General features: G+C 53.1%; 14 protein-coding genes and 2 tRNA genes. 10 read left to right on the top strand and 6 right to left on the bottom strand.

Annotation, left to right across the window (positions count from 1 at the left end; all coding sequences use genetic code 11):
• The 10 genes from FUA23_RS22550 to FUA23_RS06605 all read left to right on the top strand — a co-directional run.
• Positions 1-192, top strand: a 192-nt coding sequence (locus FUA23_RS22550; RefSeq protein WP_222706998.1) for a hypothetical protein, incomplete at its 5' end; no start/stop codon positions are given.
• Between the two features lie 1,124 nt (positions 193-1,316).
• A complete protein-coding gene (locus FUA23_RS06645) occupies positions 1,317-2,969 on the top strand; it encodes a DNA polymerase/3'-5' exonuclease PolX (protein WP_147929941.1) in 1,653 nt (550 codons plus the stop codon).
• Positions 2,970-3,296: 327 nt separating this feature from the next.
• On the top strand, positions 3,297-6,110 hold the full coding sequence (locus tag FUA23_RS06640; RefSeq protein WP_147929940.1) for a TonB-dependent receptor domain-containing protein: 2,814 nt from the start codon (positions 3,297-3,299) through the stop codon (positions 6,108-6,110).
• A gap of 53 nt (positions 6,111-6,163) precedes the next feature.
• On the top strand, positions 6,164-7,612 hold the full coding sequence (locus FUA23_RS06635; RefSeq protein ID WP_147929939.1) for a tetratricopeptide repeat protein: 1,449 nt from the start codon (positions 6,164-6,166) through the stop codon (positions 7,610-7,612).
• Positions 7,613-7,795: 183 nt separating this feature from the next.
• Positions 7,796-8,842 carry an OmpA family protein gene (locus FUA23_RS06630; protein ID WP_147929938.1) on the top strand — a complete coding sequence of 349 codons (1,047 nt, stop codon included), beginning with the start codon at positions 7,796-7,798 and terminating at the stop codon, positions 8,840-8,842.
• A 485-nt stretch (positions 8,843-9,327) separates the two neighbouring features.
• The gene (locus FUA23_RS06625) at positions 9,328-9,864 is read left to right on the top strand and encodes an NADPH-dependent FMN reductase (protein ID WP_147929937.1); all 537 of its coding nucleotides are present in this window, start codon (positions 9,328-9,330) and stop codon (positions 9,862-9,864) included.
• A gap of 52 nt (positions 9,865-9,916) precedes the next feature.
• The gene (gene topA, locus FUA23_RS06620; RefSeq protein ID WP_147929936.1) at positions 9,917-12,508 is read left to right on the top strand and encodes a type I DNA topoisomerase; all 2,592 of its coding nucleotides are present in this window, start codon (positions 9,917-9,919) and stop codon (positions 12,506-12,508) included.
• A gap of 137 nt (positions 12,509-12,645) precedes the next feature.
• Positions 12,646-12,984, top strand: a complete 339-nt coding sequence (locus FUA23_RS06615; RefSeq protein WP_147929935.1) for a DUF3467 domain-containing protein — start codon at positions 12,646-12,648, stop codon at positions 12,982-12,984.
• Positions 12,985-13,215: 231 nt separating this feature from the next.
• Positions 13,216-13,290: transfer RNA gene (locus FUA23_RS06610), tRNA-Val, on the top strand.
• A gap of 51 nt (positions 13,291-13,341) precedes the next feature.
• Positions 13,342-13,415 (top strand) — tRNA-Pro (locus FUA23_RS06605).
• 530 nt (positions 13,416-13,945) lie between these two features.
• Here the strand turns inward: FUA23_RS06605 and FUA23_RS06600 are convergent.
• The 6 genes from FUA23_RS06600 to FUA23_RS06575 all read right to left on the bottom strand — a co-directional run bounded on the left by FUA23_RS06600 (position 13,946) and on the right by FUA23_RS06575 (position 19,288).
• The gene (locus FUA23_RS06600; RefSeq protein WP_147929934.1) at positions 13,946-14,248 is read right to left on the bottom strand and encodes a DUF5681 domain-containing protein; all 303 of its coding nucleotides are present in this window, start codon (positions 14,246-14,248) and stop codon (positions 13,946-13,948) included.
• Positions 14,249-14,292: 44 nt separating this feature from the next.
• Positions 14,293-14,823 carry a hypothetical protein gene (locus FUA23_RS06595; protein WP_147929933.1) on the bottom strand — a complete coding sequence of 177 codons (531 nt, stop codon included), beginning with the start codon at positions 14,821-14,823 and terminating at the stop codon, positions 14,293-14,295.
• Positions 14,823-16,403: a hypothetical protein gene (locus FUA23_RS06590; RefSeq protein WP_147929932.1), complete on the bottom strand. Its 1,581-nt coding sequence runs from the start codon at positions 16,401-16,403 to the stop codon at positions 14,823-14,825. The genes FUA23_RS06595 and FUA23_RS06590 overlap by 1 nt, the downstream gene beginning before the upstream one ends.
• Positions 16,404-16,525: 122 nt before the next feature.
• Entirely contained in the window at positions 16,526-16,813 is a 288-nt protein-coding gene (locus FUA23_RS06585; RefSeq protein WP_222706997.1) for a helix-turn-helix transcriptional regulator, read from the bottom strand.
• 109 nt (positions 16,814-16,922) lie between these two features.
• Complete coding sequence (locus FUA23_RS06580) at positions 16,923-17,645, bottom strand: hypothetical protein (RefSeq protein WP_147929931.1); 723 nt, start codon at positions 17,643-17,645, stop codon at positions 16,923-16,925.
• A gap of 158 nt (positions 17,646-17,803) precedes the next feature.
• On the bottom strand, positions 17,804-19,288 hold the full coding sequence (locus tag FUA23_RS06575) for a hypothetical protein (protein WP_147929930.1): 1,485 nt from the start codon (positions 19,286-19,288) through the stop codon (positions 17,804-17,806).
• Between the last annotated feature and the right edge of the window lie 180 nt (positions 19,289-19,468).

Raw genomic sequence — 19,468 nt, 5'->3', positions numbered from 1 at the left:
ACAGCCTTGATTTTTTGGTTCGTTTTTTATCAAGAAAAAATGAACGGGCAAAACAGGAAGAAACGCAGCTTTCGGGGTGAGTACATCATCTTTGCATCGCTCACCTCACCTTGCCTGCCAACAGCCTTCTTTGACCGGGTTACCTTTCAGAGAGATCAACCCGGATCTGGATGCCGAATACTTGCTCAGTGATCTATGTGCAGAGTGCAAAACGCAGAGTACAGAATGCAGGAACCAGAACGCAGAGTACAGAATGCAGACTCCGTAGCTCCGGCCTTGGCACCGGCAGTGGAATCCGGTTTTTGAAGCCGTTAAAAAATGGAAACTGTTTGAGCGTTCCCTATAATCCAGGAAGCAACCAACCAGACTTCAACGAACCGATAGGTTCAGAAGCAACCCGGCCAACGCCGACGCGAGTTCTTTCCATTTTAGGCTTCGGAAATCGGATTCCACGATCAGCCGGTGGCGCAGCCTTGATTTTTTGGTTCGTTTTTTATCAAGAAAAAATGAACGGGCAAAACAGGAAGAAACGCAGCTTTCGGGGTGAGTACATCATCTTTGCATCGCTCACCTCACCTTGCCTGCCAACAGCCTTCTTTAACCGGGTTACCTTTCAGAGAGATCAACCCGGATCTGGATGCCGAATACTTGCTCAGTGATCTATGTGCAGAGTGCAAAACGCAGAGTACAGAATGCAGGAACCAGAACGCAGAGTACAGAATGCAGTCTCCGTAGCTCCGGCCTTGGCACCGGCAGTGGAATCCGGTTTCTGAAGCCGTTAAAAAATGGAAACTGTTTGAGCGTTCCCTATAGCCCAAGAAGTAACCAACCAGACTTCAACGAACCGATAGGTTCAGAAGCAACCCGACCAACGCCGACGCGAGTTCTTTCCATTTTAGGCTTCGGAAATCGGGTTCCACGATCAGCCGGTGGCACAGCCTTGATTTTTTGGTTCGTTTTTTATCAAGAAAAAATGAACGGGCAAAACAGGAAGAAACGCAGCTTTCGGATCCACGGCCTGACAAATGAGATGACAGGGCGCTTCAAGACCCTCATGGGGTGGAATCAGAACGCAGAGTACAGAATGCAGTCTTTCGGGCTTTGGTATAGTTTCTGCTCAACGCGACTAATAGTACATTAGGCTAACTTTCACATGTAAATCGCTTAGGTTTTCCCCGAAACCGCACCTCCACAGACCATTAGAACGGTGAAACCTCAATATTCATCGCTTTATGACACTTGTTCTGATAATCTCTAAAGGCGATTGTCCATAAGACACGTACCCATTCTACTCCGCCTGAGGTATCTTCGCGGCCATGAAGAATCCGGAAATTGCCCGTCACTTTAACACCCTTGCCAAATTGATGGAATTGCACAAAGACAATCCCTTCAAAATCAGGTCGTACGTCTCGGCTTACAACAAACTGCGCAAGATGGACGAGCCACTGGAGGGTAAGTCCGAAAAGGAGTTGCAGGAAATTGAAGGCGTGGGTAAAGCCATTGCAGCGAAAATATTTGAACTGTGCACCACCGGCAAGATGGAAACCCTTGAAAAGTGGAAGGCAAAGACGCCCGCAGGAATTCAGGAGATGCTGTCTATCCGCGGATTCGGACCTAAAAAAGTAAAAGCTGTTTGGGACGGACTCGGCGTCACCACCGTCGGCCAGCTGCTCTACGCAATCAACGAAAACCGACTGGTGGAGCTGAAAGGCTTCGGAGCAAAAACCCAGGAAACCCTGCGGGAAAAGCTCGAGTTTCATCAGCGGAGTTCGGGCCAGTTTCTTTTCCGCACACTTGACGTTGCGGCCACGGCCCTGCTTACCCAGCTGAGAACAGAATTTCCCGGAGAAGTATTTGAACGAACCGGCGCCCTGCGGCGCCTGTGCCCTACCCTCACCAACATTGCTATTTTAACCTCGCTGGCACCTGCGGCCGCGCAAAACATCAAAGCCGCCGAAGTAATTGAAGCTGCTGCCCAGTCTGCAACCCAGGATTCCGGCAGTGCCGTAACGAAACTCGAAGTGGATGGCTTTCCCGTCCGGCTCTATCACTGTACCAAAGAGAACTTCGGCAGTAAACAATTCCGGCATACCGGAACCCCGGAGTTCCTGAATGCCTTCGTTGCGGCATTTCCCGGCGTAGACTTTCAGGATTGCGCCACCGAGGCTGAGGTTTTCGCCAAAGCGGCCTGTGGCCCCATCCCCGCAGAATTGAGGGAAGACGACACCTACATAGACCTGGCCCGCAACGGCCAGTTACCAGAATTGCTCGAAGTTTCAGACATCCGGGGCGTGGTCCACAGTCACTCTACTTACTCCGACGGAATTCACAGCCTCCGGCAGATGGCGGAAGCGACACGGGACAAAGGCTACGATTACCTGGTCATTTCGGACCACTCCAAAACCGCCGTTTATGCTGGCGGGCTAAGCGTGGAGCGTGTAAAAGAACAATGGGAGGAAATTGACGCCCTGAATCAGGAGCTGGCGCCTTTCCGCATTTATAAATCTATAGAATCAGATATCCTCACGGATGGAAGCCTCGATTACGACGAAGAGATTCTGCAGGGTTTTGACCTTGTAATTGCGAGCGTTCACTCAGGTTTGAATATGGATGAAGAGAAGGCAACCGAACGCATCCTTACGGCTATCCGAAATCCTTACACCACCGTACTCGGGCACCCAACCGGGCGCTTATTGCTGAGCCGGGCCGGGTACCCGCTTGATCATAAGCGGATTATCGATGCTTGTGCCGAAAACGACGTGGTGATTGAGCTGAACGCCAACCCTTACCGACTGGACATGGACTGGGAATGGATTCCCTACGCAATCGAAAGAGGCGTCCCCATCAGCATCAACCCCGACGCACACTCCGTGGGAGGAATCAACGACATCAAATATGGGGTATACGCAGCAAGAAAAGGAGGACTAGAAGCAAAAAACTGCTGGAATGCAGGCACTTTAAGTATGTAATACCACGGGCCAAAACCCATCGCAAACGCACTACATCCACCACATTGTTCGGTGACAAACGGTTAAAGTTTTGACTTTAAATATCGATTGTCAGGCCCGAGACATTAGCCGGTTTGGAGCACAGAACCAAGCAGCCCTTCTTGTACTTTTGTCGTTCTGACACCGCAGTTTTTGACTTAAAGTAAGATTCATTGCAATTGGCATTTTGTGCCAAACCCGAATTAACGAAGACCTATTTATTAACATTCTCAGCATAAAATAATTACGTCCGGCACGCATTGCCGGATGCTACATCTATTTACCTCACTATTCAATTAATAACCAAATATGCATAGATTTAACCTCTTGTTTTGGGTACTGATGCTCAGCGGCTTTACCGCTCTGCAGGCCCAAAATACGGTGACCGGTACGGTCACCGATAATTCCGGAGAAACCCTAATCGGCGCCTCAGTTTTCGTAGAAGGCACCACTACCGGTACCGTTACAGGAATTGACGGAGACTTCTCCCTTACCATCCCCGGCAACGCCGAGAACCTGATGGTAACCTACACTGGTTTCGAGACTCAGCGGATTCCGCTGGTACAGGGCCAGACTGTTTATGACATCGTCCTCAGCGAAGGTGTAAACCTTCAGGAGATCGTTGTTTCCGGCCAGGGTGTCGGTATCGAGCGCAAGCGTCTTACCACTACGGTAGACGTAATTACCAGCGAGCAACTCGAACTTGCTCCGGTAACCCAGCTCGACCAGATCCTGCAGAGCCGGATTCCCGGTGCTCAGATTCGCCTGTCTTCCGGTCAGCCCGGTACGGCGTCTATCATTCGTAACCGTGGCCCTCTTTCTGCTAATGGCTCATCTACTCCGGTAATCATCATCGATGGTGTACGGGTAGACAACCTGAACTCTAACGCCAGTCTCAGTCTCGACACTGGTGGTGCGAGCTCCAGTGCCCTGGCCGATATCCCCGTGGAATCTATCGCCCGCGTTGAATTCATCCGCGGTGGTGCTGCCACTACCCTTTACGGTGCGGATGCCGCCAACGGTGTGATTCAGATCTTTACTAAGAAAGGTACTGCCGGTCAGGCACGTCTTTCCGGTGGTGTTCTTGTCGGCTCCATGGTAGGAGAAGAGAAGTTCCTCCGTTTCGAAGAAACGGCAGACATCCTTTTCGAGCCAGGTCTCGTTCAGCAGTACCGTCTTGGTGTTGACGGCGGTAGCGACAAAGCTACCTACAACTTCAGCGGTAGCTTCTACGACGACGATGGCTTCAACGACATCAACTCTCAGCGTCGCATCAACGCTCGTTTCGGTGCATCTGCCAAGTTGAACTCTAAGCTCGAGTACAACGGTTCTGCTGCATTCTCCAGCAACTACTTCACCCGTGATTACAACGCCAACACCAGCTTCGCTCGTTTCGGTGGTATCGAGGGTGGTAACTACGGCCTGATCAACGAAGCATCTGCCGGCCGCATCGACACTATTACTCAGGAGCTTCGCCTTGCTGGTGAACTGACTGACATCACCGAAGCGGTTCGTCGCTTCCAGACTTCACAGCAACTGACTTACAAGCCTTTCCGTGGCTTCACCAGCCGTTTGATTCTCGGTCTCGACTCTCGTCGCAGCCGCCAGGACGAAATTGCTACCAACGCACTCCTCATCTCTAAAGGTGCTGTAGCTGAAGGTACTGCTGACCAGGGATCTATTACCCGCGCTACCCGTGACTTCGTCACCTTCACCAGTGACCTTGCGCTCGGTTACGAATTCGACGCAGGTGACTTCACCTTCACGACCAGTGCTGGTGCTCAGCTTTTCCGTAATCAGGATGAGCAGCTGCTTCTTGGTGGTACCAACCTCGTTGAAGGTTCTACCAGCTTCAACAACACAGCCGAGCGTACCACTACCGAGTTCTTCCGCGCCATCGCATTCGGTGGTTTCTACCTCGCCGAAAACATTGGCTACAAGAACAAACTGTTCCTTGACCTCGGTACCCGTTGGGATTTCAACTCCGCCTTCGGTGATGACATCGGCCTCATAAACCTTAAGCGTATCGGTCTCCGGTACAGCCTGACCGACGAAGCCTTCATGCAGACCGGTTCTATCTCCAACATCGTTACCCGCGCAAGTTTCCGCGCCAACTACGGTGAAGCGTCTAACTTCCCGACTCCGTTTGCGCGCGACCAGGTATTCAACTCTAACGCTTACTTCGGCCTTCCCGCTTACACCTTCGGCAACCCGGGTAACTCAGAGCTTGGCCCTGAGATCGTTAAGTCCCTCGAATTTGGAGGTGACTTCAGCTTCCTCCGTGGCCGGATCGGTGTAAACGTGACTTACTACAACACGATTACCGAAGATGCCATCTTCACTCCTGCAGGTCTTCCATCCAGCGGACAGCTCGCTCAGGAAGCCAACGTTGGTGAGATCGAAAACAAAGGTTGGGAATTCGAGACCAACTTCAGCATCGTGGAGACCAAAGACGTCGACTTTACCGTAAGTGCCTCGCTTACCACCAACGAAAACACCGTAACCGACGCGGGTGGCTCTCCTGAGTTCTCCGTAGGTGGTTTCACCTTCCTTGGTTCTTTCGTGGCCGAAGGTCAGCCCCTGGGTTACCTGCGTGGTGCCCTCGCTACCATCGATGAAAACGGTGAATTCTCCGCTAAAAGCAACTCTTACCTCGGTAAGCCTAACCCCGACGGTTACGGTACTGTAGGTTTCAACCTCCGTTACAAGCGTTTCAACCTTTTCGCCAGCTCTGATTACCAGTACGGCGCCCAGGGTGTAGCAGTGGATGATGTACTGCGTTACTTCAGCGGTGTTGAAGACGAAGGCCGCATCCCCGAAGAGGCAGCAGCTCAGGCTGGCAGCTTCTTTGACCTCGCTGGTTACTGGGTGGAAGATACCGATTTCCTGAAGGTCCGCAACGTTGGTCTTTCTTACAACGTCCCCGTTGAGAACTCAACTTTCAGCTACCTGAAAATTGGTTTCAACATGCGTAACCCATTCATTTTCGCGTCTTCTTCTTTCGATCCGGAAGTAACTGGTGCCGGTATCGGCTCACAGGGTGGTTTCGCCGCAGGTGGTTTCGGCTACGGTACGGAATCCGCACCGAAGCAGTACCTGTTCAGCATCGACTTTGGTTTCTAAGAAACCTCTGCTGAACAACGAATCACCTTATTTCAACCAATAAATCAATCAGAATGAAACTCATTCAGTGTATTAAATATGGTCTCGGCGTTGCTGCAATTGCAACCCTGACCTGGTCTTGTGAAGACCCGAACGAAACGTTCGAACCTACCAACCCCAACCTGAGTTCAGACAACGTACTGGGTACCATCGAATCAAGCGCACGTCTCCTCAACGGTACCGAGCGCCAACTGGCCCTGACGATGAACGAAATTGTCGCACCGATGGAAATCGCCACCGACAACTACGAGAACACTCAGACTTTCTTCAATCAGTTCCTCGACGACCTGGCCATTGACCCGACCGACAGAGACATCGAAGAGATTCAGTACTCCATCGCACGTCTGCGTGAACTCGCCAGCGCCGGTATCAACGATATCGTACCTGCTGACGAGGGTTCTACCGATGAGCAGCTTGCCGGATTCTACATGCTGCGCGGTGTTGCTTACCTTCTTGGAGGAGAGCTTTTCACCACTCTACCCGGCGAGCCAATGGGCCCTGCCCTGCCGGCTACCGATCACCTCAACGCTGCGATTGCTGATTTCAGTGCTGCGATGGACCTCGGAAGCAACCAGTACTCCGAAGGTGCACTGATTGGTCGTGCCCGCGCCTACTACCGTCTGGGCAACAAGTCTGCGGCGGTTGCCGACGCAACACTTGCGATTGCAAACACGCCTGCTTACGTTTACTTCGCCCGTTACGACGGTGTTCAGGGACCTGGCAACGTAATGCAGGACGCACTGTGGGACCGTGGTAGCTTCGATGACCTCCAGCCACTGCCAACTATGGATTTTCTGGACCCTAAGTACAATGGTGCCACGCCTAACGTTGAGGTAAACATTCCTCTGCTGAAGATCGAGGAAGCTCACCTCATCCTGGCTGAAGCAGCACTGTCTGACGGTAGCCTCGACGACGCCAAGCAAATCATGAAGAACATCGTTGGCCTCGTGGCTACCCGCCCGGTAGACACATTCAACGACGGTGTAGAAGGACGCACCCAGGATTTCCCGGGTAGCCGCCCTGACAACTCTTCTATTATGGTAGCAGCCGGCCCCGACCTTCCGCTCATGTCCGGACTCGTGATTGACCGTGGCGCTGAAGATGTTACCATCCCAACCGTAAGCGGAACGCACTACACCGAGGACGAAATCGACGCAATCGACGACATCGACTTCGCTTACGAAAGCCTTTACCGCATGCGCCAGGAGATCTTCTTCGCCGAAGGTCGCCGCGTAACTGACCTGGGCATCCGCCTGGTGGTTTCTCTTACCGAAAAAGTAGGTAACCCCAACATCACCGATGCTGATCTCGAGCCTACCATTCCATCATGGCTCGAACCCATCAAAGCGGAGTTTGACGCGTTCACTTACGACACCGGTGCTGAGACAGCAACCGTTACCAACAACCTTAACCGGTTGATTTCAGAGAACCGTGGCAGTGACCTCATTGCCCCATTCGAATAATATTCATTTTAGTTGATTACTAGTTTTCGCCCCGCTTCAGGTTATGAAGCGGGGTTTTTTTATGCGCGATCGCGGGTGCAAAGCAGGTTGACAGTCAGGGATTCTCCTTTGTTAAAAAAAGCAAACCCCACACCAAATCTTAACCCTAAAGCCATTATCTTTAGCAAAAGCCAGTCGTCCGTCATGCTCCGTTTACTATTTTCCCTTTTAGTTTACACCTCCCCCCTGTTGCTATGGGCGCAGGTAATGGGCTATGTCGACAGCGTCGAGGTTCACCGGACGGATACCATCTATTTTGAATTTGGCAGCGATGAACTGGACGACACGGCCCTTACGGCGGTAAACGCCCTCGCTGCCGACCGTCCCGGTGCGTTAGAACTCTACCTGGAAGGACATACCGACGCCGTAGGCTCCGATCAGGCCAACGATGACCTGGCCCGCCGCCGTAGCGAGAACACCCGCCAGAGCGTACTCGCCGCCGGCTGGCCGGAAGAAGCAGTAGAACTTCGGTACTTCGGAGAAAACCGACTGGCAGTCCGCTCGGCGGGCAAGGAGCGGCTCAACCGCAGGGTGCTCCTGCGGTCGGGACTACCCCGGCGGTACGCCCGCTTCCGCGGGCGAATCACCAGCGAGGACGGCACCCCGATCCCCGGAGGAGCCATTGCCCGCAGCCGCTACCTCAAGGACACCGTCCGGGCCGATGATCAGGGATATTATGAACTCATCCTTCCGCTTGACATGGGCATCCGGCTGGACATATACGCCAGGGGGCACTTCTTTTCGAGCCAGACCCTTATTCTGTCTGAGGGCAAGCCCGTGCCGCCGCTGGTTACGAAGCTATCTCCGGCAATCGTTGGCAGTAAGATGAAAGTGGAGGACCTTTACTTCGTGGGTAACCAGACGAATCTCCTGGCGGAATCCGCACCAACCCTGCCCCGGTTGCTTCAGTTTATGCGAACCACACCTGAGCTGCGCATCGAGCTCAGCGGCCACGTCAACAACCCCGCCGAACCGCAGGGGCCGGGATCATGGTCTTACAACCTCGCCATCAACCGGGCAAAGGTGATTTACGATTACCTCGTAAAATTCGGGATCCCGAAAGAACGCCTCTCCTTCAAGGGCTACTCCAACTGGGAGATGGTGAACCCGAAACCGAAGAACTCAGAAGAAATGCGGGCCAACCGCCGGGTCGAAATCAGGGTATTGGAGGTGGTTGAACCCGGGAATTAGGAGCAGGGACTTTATTGAAGAGCCCCCTCTCCCCCTAAGGCTAACGCATAGGGTAGTTAAGTCGTGTTACCCCCCCCCTCAACCCCTCCCCACGGGGGATGGGCTAGTGAAAACGCTACGTGTTTTATAGTTGCCCCGGTCATCAAGGATAAATTTTGGCCAGATGATAAAAGCGGCCACCAAAAATCACCCGGGGTGGCTGAGGCAACTATGGAAGCGATAAATCGTCGAAGACGCTGACGGCAAGCTTACGTCCCCTACCCTTTACCCTTGCTCGGCACCTGCGGCCGCGCCCTCTGACACATTTGGGTATCAGGAACCCGCGTTTACTCCTAACCGGCTCGTGATCACTGGCCGGAACAGCCTGCCGGAACTCAGGTTTTTCTATTGGGGAAGCACTTGTTTTTCATACAATTAAAGTACTTTTCGGTCAACTATAATCATTTGTCGTAGGTTTGCGCTTCGGTAACTATTCCCTAAAGCCTATGATCACCGTTATTTCTGGTACTAATCGTTCTGGCAGCCGCACCCTGCTTTTTGCTGCTCATTTTGTTGAGCAATTAAAGGCCCTTGGGCAGGATGCACAGTTGTTCGATCTCGCGGAACTTCGCCATGAATTCTTCCCCCGAAACATGTACGATGCTGGTGAAATGGCTCCGGAACTATTAGATTTGCAGCACAAATTTGTTCTGGGCGTCGAGAAGTTTGCCATCTTTGTGCCCGAATATAACGGCAGTTACCCGGGAGTACTGAAAATGTTCATCGACGGAATTTCCGTAAACGAGTACCCGCGCAACTTCAAAAACAAGCACGTTGCCCTGGTTGGTATCGCCTCCGGGCGGGCCGGAAACCTAAGGGGAATGGACCACCTGGGAGCTTCGATAAATCATATGGGAGGTTGGCTGCTGCCCAACAAATTACCCCTGAGCAACGTCGAAGACCTGCTGGAAGACGGTAAGCTGACCGACTCAGAGACGATAAATGCTCTGAAATCCCATGCGGAACAACTTATTGCTGCCTGAAATCGTAACCTTACTATCCCTGACATTAAAATAGTCCACACAGTCTGATCCCATGTCTAAAAATTTATTGATCGTCGAGTCGCCGGCAAAAGCGAAAACAATTGAAAAAATTCTCGGTAAAGATTATACCGTAAAGTCTTCTTTTGGTCACGTGCGTGATCTGGACAAAGGTGATGGCGCAGTTGATGTCGAAAAGGACTTCAAACCTAAGTACGTTGTCTCTCCCGAAAAGAGAAAGGTGGTAAAAGACCTCAAGGCAGCAATGAGTAAGGCCGATACCGTCTGGCTCGCGACGGATGAAGACCGCGAAGGAGAAGCCATCAGCTGGCACCTTTGCGAAGTTCTCAAGCTCCCCGTAGACAGCACCAAGCGGATCGTTTTCCGTGAAATCACCGCTCCGGCAATTACCGCGGCAATCAATAGTCCGAGACTGGTGGATGTGAACCTCGTCAACGCACAGCAGGCGCGCCGCGTACTCGACCGCCTTGTTGGTTACGAGCTCTCGGGGGTACTGTGGCGCAAGGTAAAGTTCGGCCTGAGCGCCGGCCGCGTGCAGTCGGTTACCGTAAAGTTGGTGGTAGAGCGGGAACGCGAAATCATGGCTTTCGAAGCCAAACCGTTTTTCCGGATAAACGCCATTTTCAGCGTTCGCAACGAACAGGGCAAAACGGTACTCCTTAAAGCAGAGAGCCCCGACCGCTTCGATAACAAAGCCGGTGCCGAGGATTTCCTGAAAAAATGCGTCGGAGCTGAATTCAAGATCAACGAAATCGACGTGAAGCCGGTGAAGCGCAAGCCCGCTGCTCCCTTTACGACCTCGACCCTCCAGCAGGACGCCAGCCGGAAGCTTTACATGAACGTAGAGCGCACCATGCGCGTCGCTCAGCGCCTCTACGAAGCGGGTCTGATCACTTACATGCGTACCGACAGCATCAGCCTTTCGGAAACGGCCCTTGCGGCCATCGAAAAGGAGGTGAAATCTTCCTTCGGTGATAAATACAGCAAAGTACGCCGCTTCAAAAGCAAGAAAAAAGATGCACAGGAGGCGCACGAAGCTATTCGCCCCAGTTACATCGATCGCCACTCCATCACCAGTGGAGACCGCGACGAACAGCGCCTGTACGAACTGATCTGGAAACGGACGATCGCCAGCCAGATGGCAGACGCGGAACTGGAAAAAACCACCGTCAACATTGGCATTTCTACCGTACCGGATGCCAAACTTCGGGCCCAGGGCGAAGTACTCAAATTCGACGGATTCCTGAAGGTGTACCTGGAAAGTAAAGACGACGACGATGACGACGACGCACAAGACGAAGGCATCCTCCCACCCCTCAGCAAAGGTCAGGTGCTTCCGCTGAACGAAATGACCGCTACCGAGCGCTTCACCCGCCCACCCAGCCGGTACACCCAGGCCAGCCTGGTAAAGAAACTCGAAGAACTCGGCATCGGCCGCCCGTCTACTTATGCACCAACGGTGTCTAAGATTATGGACCCCAAACGCGGGTACGTAACTTCCGAGACAAGAGAAGGAACCGAGCGCAAATACGACGTGCTTACCCTGAAAGAAGGTAGCATTACCTCCGAAGCCAAAACGGAAATGACCGGAGCAACCAAGAACCGGTTGTTCGCCAGTGACATCGGCCTTGCCGTCTCCGACTTCCTCGATGAGCACTTCGAAAATGTGATGAACTACAACTTCACCGCTGATGTGGAAGAGAAGTTCGATGAAATCGCAGAAGGGCAAATCTCCTGGACGCAAATGCTCAAAGACTTCTACTTCCCCTTCCATGAGCTGGTAGAAGACACCACCGAAAACGCAGAGCGCGTCTCCGCCGAACGCAAACTCGGAATCGACCCGGATACCGGCAGAACCGTACTCGTACGCCTGAGCCGCAACGGCCCCGTACTCCAGATCGGAGCACCAGACGAGCTCCTGCCGGACGAAAAGCCCAAATACGCCAACCTGCCCAATGGCATGAGCATGGAAGAAGTGACCATGGAAGTAGCCATGCCACTGTTCGCCCTGCCGAAAACCCTCGGCGAAGTGGAAGGGAAAGAAACCGTAGTCGGTATCGGCCGGTTCGGACCCTACGTACGCTGGGGTGAAACCTTCATCAGCCTCGATAAAGGAGAAGACGTCCATGCCGTTACAATGGACCGGGCTAAAGAACTCATCGCTGCCAAGAAGAAAGCCGACGCGCCCGTGATGACCTACAAAGGTCTGGACGTAACCCAGGGCAAGGGCCGTTTTGGTCCCTTCCTCAAGTGGAACGGCCTTTTCGTCAACATCCCCAAGCGCTACGACCCCGAAAACCTGAGCAAGGACGAAATGACCGAGCTCATAATGGCGAAAGAGGAAAAAGAAGCCAATCGCTACATCCAGCGTTTCGAAGCCGAGAAGATCGACGTGGAGCAAGGCCGCTGGGGACCGTTCATCCGCTATAAGAAAAAGTCCATCAAGCTCCCAAAAGACGAAGATGGAAAACGGATGACCCGCGAGGCCGCAGCTGAGCTTACCGTTGAAGAATGCATCAAAGCGATTCAGGAAGTGATGCCTACGGCCTTTAAGCCGAAGAAGAAAAAAGCGCCAGCAAAAAAGAAAGCGCCGGCGAAGAAAAAGGCTCCGGCGAAGAAAAAGTAATTGGGTCGTTGGTGATTTGGTTCGTTGGTCATAATCTGGCCGTTTAAGCAGTCAAATCACCAACCTACCAAATTACCAGTGTTCTAACAGACCAAAGAACCAACAGACCAAATTACCAACGTCCCAAAACACCAATCATGGCTGACGAAAAGAAAAAGCCCCAGGGCAACAAACTGAACATCGATCTTCCCGAAGACATCGCGGAAGGCGTTTACTCCAACCTCGCCATTATTGCTCACAGCAACAGTGAGTTTGTGGTAGACTTCGTCCGCATCGTCCCGAACGCCCCGAAGGCAAAGGTGAAGAGCCGGGTGATTCTCACCCCTGAGCACGCAAAGCGGTTAGCCGCTGCACTCGCCGACAACATCCAGAAGTACGAAAACCAGTTCGGCCCCATCGGTAACCCCGGCGGAAACAGCGGCAACAACGGACCTCAGTTCCCGCCGATGAGCTTTACACCAACAGCCCAGGCGTAACCCGTTCGTTCAGTATTCAGCCCGGTACTTCTGAACAGGGCTGAATGCTGTGCGTTTCTTTGGCGCGGCCGCAGGTGCAAAGTAAGTTGGGATTAAGGCAAAGAAAATTCGCTAACTATTTCCTTCTTTCACCGACCGTCGTATATTTGCAGCCGCTTAAGGCATTGTGCCTGAACTCCGGCAACTTTTCGTGAACGAACGAGCATTGTTGGAAGGTATAAAAGCACACCGGGTCGATTAGCTCAGTTGGTTTAGAGCGTTGCATTGACATTGCAGAGGTCACAGGTTCGAGCCCTGTATCGACCACCCCTTAAATACCCCCGTTCGTGGCCTCCGGCCACGATCTTTTCATCCACTCGGGATGTGGCGCAGCCCGGTAGCGCACACGCCTGGGGGGCGTGGGGCCGCAGGTTCGAATCCTGTCATCCCGACTACCTTGTTTTACAAAGCCCCTGACTATCAATTAGTTAGGGGCTTTTTCTGTTTATAAGGGTGCAAATAGGTGGGCAAATAGTGCTTTTTTGTGTAAAAACGGCGGCTCTGGCTAACGTTGCAACTGGTTAACGGCGTCGGCGTCGGCGTCATCAATACAATAGAGACGTAACGATCATCCGGAAACGGCTCAAAGTGACCTTGCTTACAGTAAAGACGCAACTACGGCGGCTCTGGCTAACGCTGCAGCTGGTTAACGGCGTCGGCGTCGGCGTCATCAATACAATAGAGACGTAACGATCATCCGGCACGGCTGCAAAGTGACCTTGCTTACAGTAAAGACGCAACTACGGCGGCTCTGGCTACCTGATCTACGGCGGCGCGGCTCCGGGCCTTCGGCGGTGGGTGGGTTGGTGCGGGTAGTTCCTCCAAATAAGTAACGGCCACGGCGGGCGCGGTGGTGAGCTTCAGCGGGCACGGCTGCAAAGTGACCTTGCTTACAGTAAAGACGCAACTACGGCGGCTCTGGCTACGGCTGTATATCTTCGTTTATATCGTCCTCGCTCGTAGGGATAGGCGGACCGGGCAGAACCCTAATGTCAATAGTGGCCGGGCCTCCGCTTGGTCCGTTCTGCTCAATACGTTGCGTAGGCTTGCCGTATCGGTATTCAAAGAACATCTTAATGGCCCAACGTTCGCCAGCCTTTAAACTAACCTCTAGTTGTTTAAATGCTTCATCATCAAAGGGGGTTAACCGGTCTATCAGTTGTTTATCTTGTTTTTTGGGCTTGCGCCCGGCAGGATTTCCGCTCTGACCTTTTACAAATGGCATAATCTGTTGTTATTTACATTGCTAGCAATAGTATCAAGATAGTTCTATTCTTTAGGAAAGTAAGGGGTTAAGTATCTGTACCGGGCTGGGTTTGGTGGCGGCTCCAACGTTTCCAGTTCCGCCGGAGTCAACCGGGGTAACTTTTTGAACCGGCCCAACCGAAAGTATTTTTTGCCGTTTGCTGATCTTGCGCCGGGCCGAAGGTAGGATATAAACGCGCCGTACATACGTTCCTCAAAAACGTCTACAAACAGTAACCAGACCTCTATCCCGTTTTGCTTTTCAAAATCAATGTAGAATTTATAATCCGCTAAGTCTATACCGGTTTCCTCCGATGAAAACAGGCGCGGGTACGTCTTTACCTCTACGGCTATAAGTTTACCGCTGGCGGGGTTGTACACTATAAAATCGACCGGGTGCGGGCCTTCAACGCCTACGGGGTAAGCTATCCAACCACGGCCCGCAAAGTATTGCAAGGCTATTGCTTCCCCGGCGGCCCCTTGTTTTGTGGTGGCAAGGTCTGCAAATTCCGGCTTTATCTTCCTTTTGCGCCTTTTGGATTTGTCCCGCGTCATCAGTCCCAGTTTACCGGTACAAGTGAATCCGCCAGCCGGTTAACGGACGGTAATAGCCGGGCGGCGTGAACCTGTTTTTTGTGATAGGGCATTATGTTATGTTCGGCCGCAATTGCGCGGGCGTATAACTCCGGCCCCCGCTTTGCAATGGCGGCCCCAACGGCTCCGGCCGCGTTCCGTAGGTGATCGGTTATAATTGAATTTATAAGCCCGTCAGGCAGCCCGCAACCGGCCCCGGCTATTGTATCGGTAAGGGGCTTTAAGTATTGCGGGTCAAGTAATACGGCGCGGGTCATTCGCTCCAACTCCGGCCGGGTGACTTCTACTAAATAATCTCCTTCGCGGCCATCCGCCATTAGTTTTTTATCTGCTTGTTTTGCTCCGTAGGTTGCGTTTGATTTGCGGGCTGTTATCCGTTCCAGTTTGGCGGGCCGTTTATCGTTTACGGTTCCCCATTGCTTTTTATAGTTGGCGGTGATCGCTTCCCAATCAAAGAATGGAACCGTCTTTTTAGTATCGGGCTGGCGGAAACTAAACCCGGTTTCACAGTGATCTCTAAAAGTCTTTAACCGGGCGGCCGGGTTAGTTAACGTCTCCAATGTTACCGGCTCCCCATTAAAGGTGTGACTACCCTTTATCTTCTTAGGCTTCAAATTCCATTCCAGGCGGCGCAATGTTAGGGGCGCGTTTGGGGGTATTACGCCAGCCCTGGCGGCCGCGTCACCAATGTATTTTTTGTTCCTACGGCTTAGGCCCGGTCCGTTACTGTAAACGTTTAGATACCGGTCTGATGTGGAGGCCCCAACGTTTAGCCGTACAAGTTGGCCGGAGCCGGTCCGGGTTTCCGTAACCCTACCGCCGTGTTTACGGTGCAGCCCGGCGGATAGAATAAATTCAGCAACTTTGAATACCTCCGGCGCGTCCGCTGCTATCTCCCAATGGCTTAAACCGTGCTCTGTTATCCCTAACGCTTTTATCAATTCCAGCCCTAACGGTACGGCCTGGCGGGTGTAGTGTAAATGGTTTTCCGGGGTAAACCAAACCCGGTTTTCACTGCCTTTAGTGGGGTGGCTTTCCAGGGTCGCTATTTGGTCGGAATGATGGGAATGATAAACCCGGTAAAGGCGGGAACAAACCCCGGCGGCCGGGCCGTCATGGATTAGGGTAAAGGATCCAAATTTTATCTTTTGGCCGTGCTCAGCAAATAACAAACGACTATTGCCCCGGCTATCGGTTGGCCCGTTTTTTGTGACGGCGGGCGGGTCGATATCCAGCCCGGCCCAATGGCGGGCGGTGGGTAGTTCGGCCCAAACCTTTAAGCGGTCATCGTGAATTGATAGCCGGGTAAGTACGGGTTGACCAAACGCGCCGGGGCGGCTATTGACGGGCGGCCCGGTGACGGCCTCCGGGGCCGGTGTAGTCGCGTTGTCATCGTCTCCGGCGTTGTCCTCTAATTGATCGCCTCCGGGGCCGTCAGGCGGCCACGTTCCGCCGTACTGATCGGCTCCGGGTTCCATTATAGAAAACGGGGACGGGCTTACCATTTGGTAGCCGTCCCCACTTTGGCGTAAATTTGCCATTGTGGTTACTTAGTGGCCGCGCTTTTGTTGGGGTCGGTTTCATTGTTTGGCGACGTGAACCGGCCCCGCTTATTTAACGTGAACCTTAATTATCCCCGCCCGATATAGGCGGGGTTTGTTGTTTATAGTCTCCGGGCTAGTTTTTCAACTTCGCCCCGCTCAAATCTTACGTTGCGCGTTCCTATTTTTAGCTTGTTCAATAAGCCGTCAGCAACGTAGTTGTCTACGGTTCCGGTGCTTACTTGTAGCATTTTAGCGGCTTGCTTTTTCGTTATTAGTTCAGGTAGATGGTCGTTGCCGCTGGCGGGGGGCGGGGTGGTCTCCGCTGCTTTACGCATGGCTACGGTAACGGCATCCGTTACAAGCTGGCGTAACTGATCGGCGGGTATTACTACAAAGTCGGTTAGCATGGTAAGGGGGGTTAACTGTCGGTTCATCGGGTTGCGTTTTGTTAGGCCAAAGTTTGGGCGGCTTTGGCGGTACCTCCAAAGGGGTACCGGGTACTTTTTTGGTACTTTTTTAGTAGCGGCCGGTTATCTCGAATAGATATTGATTGTCTATCGGTTTACCTTCATCCTCCAACTCTTTGACAATGCGGTCGGTAACGTCCGGCGTTATCCAGGCCGGGCGGGCTTTCCATTTGCTGTAAAGCGTCTTAACTGATTTATCACTACGACGGCCCCCGTCAACCTTTGGTACCGCATCAGCTACGGCGCGGTAAAGGTCATTAGACCCGCCGGAGCCGTCCCGACGTGCAAGGAACATTTTTAAAATCTGCTCTTTAGGGTCCGGTTTGGTGGTGATCTCCGGCCCTATCTTCCCCGCCTCCAACCATTTAAAATAACGGTATACGGCTACGGCATCCCCTGGCTTAAAAATGGTTTCTCCGGGTACAACCTCCGTAAAGTCTACAGCGCGGGTAATGTCTCCGGCGCGGATGACATACTGACAAACCAAACCGGCTATATCATTCTCCCATCCGTAGGGGTTCAGGTTACCGTACTTCGCCCCTAATGCCGGGGACCAACTACCGCCCGCCCGCCGGTATGTTACAAGCCCTACAAGCGTCCCCGCGTCTTCATCGAAGGCGGCGCGTTTATACGTTTCCCGCTCTCTATTTAACAGCTGGTCCGGTTCCTGGCTTCGGTTGTACCGGTCGGTAAAGTCGGCTTTATACTTATCCAGGATTATCGTAATATAGTCCTCAGCTAGTGCAGCGCGTTCGTCTTTAGTCAATTCCATGTTTGAGCGTTTGCGCCGGGGCGGTATAGGTCCGCCCCGGCGGGTTTGTGTGTGATCTTAACCGGCGGTAGCCAGCGTTAAAAGTAGGGCAACGGTAACGGCGGCAACGGCCCAACTATCCGCCCGCGTCCAAAGTTGGTTTTTTGTATTGGTTGGCATCAGTTCCACGGTTTACGGGTTGGGTCGTATGGGGTTCCGCCGTGCTTTTCCGCGTGGTAATCTTTACGGCATTGAGTAGAGCAAAACCGTTGCCACGTTGTACGCTTCCGGTAATCGCTTCCGCAATGATCGCAAACCCCTATTTCGTGGCTTGCTGGTTGCGTCTGGCTTGCGTCCTTAACGCAATCCGTTAACGCATTGTCCGCCGGGCTTGCGTCTGTTTGCGTCTCTGGCGGCTGCTGACGGCCCGCAAACCCAATTTGCCGCCGTCCTGGCTCAGCACTAGCGGCCGGGGCTTTGCGTCCGTTAGTGGGCTTTATTTTGCGTCTTATTCCTTGCGTCTTATTAGTGCGTAGGGTGGCCGCGTCACGGCTCCAAACGGTGGGCGCGGCTACGGGTTCCGGCGCGTCCGTTGTACGCTGTTCTATGCGGTGTATTAGCCCGTAAATGAACCGATTGAAACGGCCGGAGACGGCAACGGCAAAGGCGGCAAACGGCCCGGCCTCAAAATCAAACGCGCCCGGCTCAATCTGTTCTTCTATTCCGGCCCCGGCGCGGTGTAATTCCTGAATGATAACCGAAAGGATAAAGACGGACAAACAGAATAGAGTAAAGTACGCCAGCCCGCCCCCATAGTTTGCTACCCTGGCGGCGGTAGCGGCGCGGGCGCGGTCGTTACTGGCGGCTATGGTTTCGCGGCCCTGGCGTTTGTCTTTACTGATCGTCTCCAACTTCGCCCGGTGGCTACTTTGCAGGGCGGCCACGGCGTCAGCTTCGGCGGTTCGTAATTCTGCAACCTTTTTATCTCTGGCGGCGGTAGCGGCGTCTATATCCGCCCGCGTTTGTGCTTTGCGGGTAACGTAGCTTTTGCCGGTACGGTCCTCTTTATCCTCTAAGCGTCGTAAACGGCCTGTTAGCTGCCTTAAATCGGCGGTGGCGGTTTGCTCTACTGCTTTAATTAAAGCGGCGTAACGGGCGCGGGTGGCGGCCTCTCCGTCATTTAGCAGGGCAACGGCGGCGGCGGTTTCAGCTGTGGCCGTGCTATCCGTTGCGGTGGTGCTGATCGTCTCCGGCGGCGGGGCTACACTTTCCACTAATAGCCCGGAACCTTTAAACGATAACAGGCCGGAGGCTACAATAAGCCCGGCGGCAACGGCTAATACAAACGCGGTTATCCATCCGTCCCAACCTTTGTACCTTTTATGAATAATTGCCCGCGCCCCGAACGGTACGAACTTCCGCAAACCTAGTTCCAGGAACAACGTACCGACGGCGGAACCGGCTACGGCGGTGGTAGGTGCAACGTCAGGCCAAAACGGTACTATTGAGCCGTAAACCACGGCGTACAGTATTCCGGCCTCTGTTAGTGCGCTTACAATTTGCGCTAAATATCCTAGCTTGTTAAGGGTCGGTACTAAGGATGCGTACCGGGTGTAGAACTGTTGCGTGTCCTCCGATTTGGGGACGTTATAAAATAGCTTCATCTTTGTGGCTGTTACTTTAGTTAGTAATAGCCCCGCCCTTTAGTCCGCTTTCCAGGCTTTTCGCTAAAGGTGCGGGGCGTTTTTGTTTAGGATTGTGCGCTTCCGCTCTGATCTCTCCGTAAATCTGCTAAGTACCGTTCCGCCTCTTTACGGATGGCGCGAATACGGGCAATTTGGGCG

It is taken from the genome of Neolewinella aurantiaca, assembly GCF_008014675.1.
Classification (GTDB): domain Bacteria; phylum Bacteroidota; class Bacteroidia; order Chitinophagales; family Saprospiraceae; genus Neolewinella; species Neolewinella aurantiaca.
The sequence above is the reverse complement of the archived record's forward strand: the minus strand, read 5'-3'. Positions and strand labels throughout refer to the sequence as shown.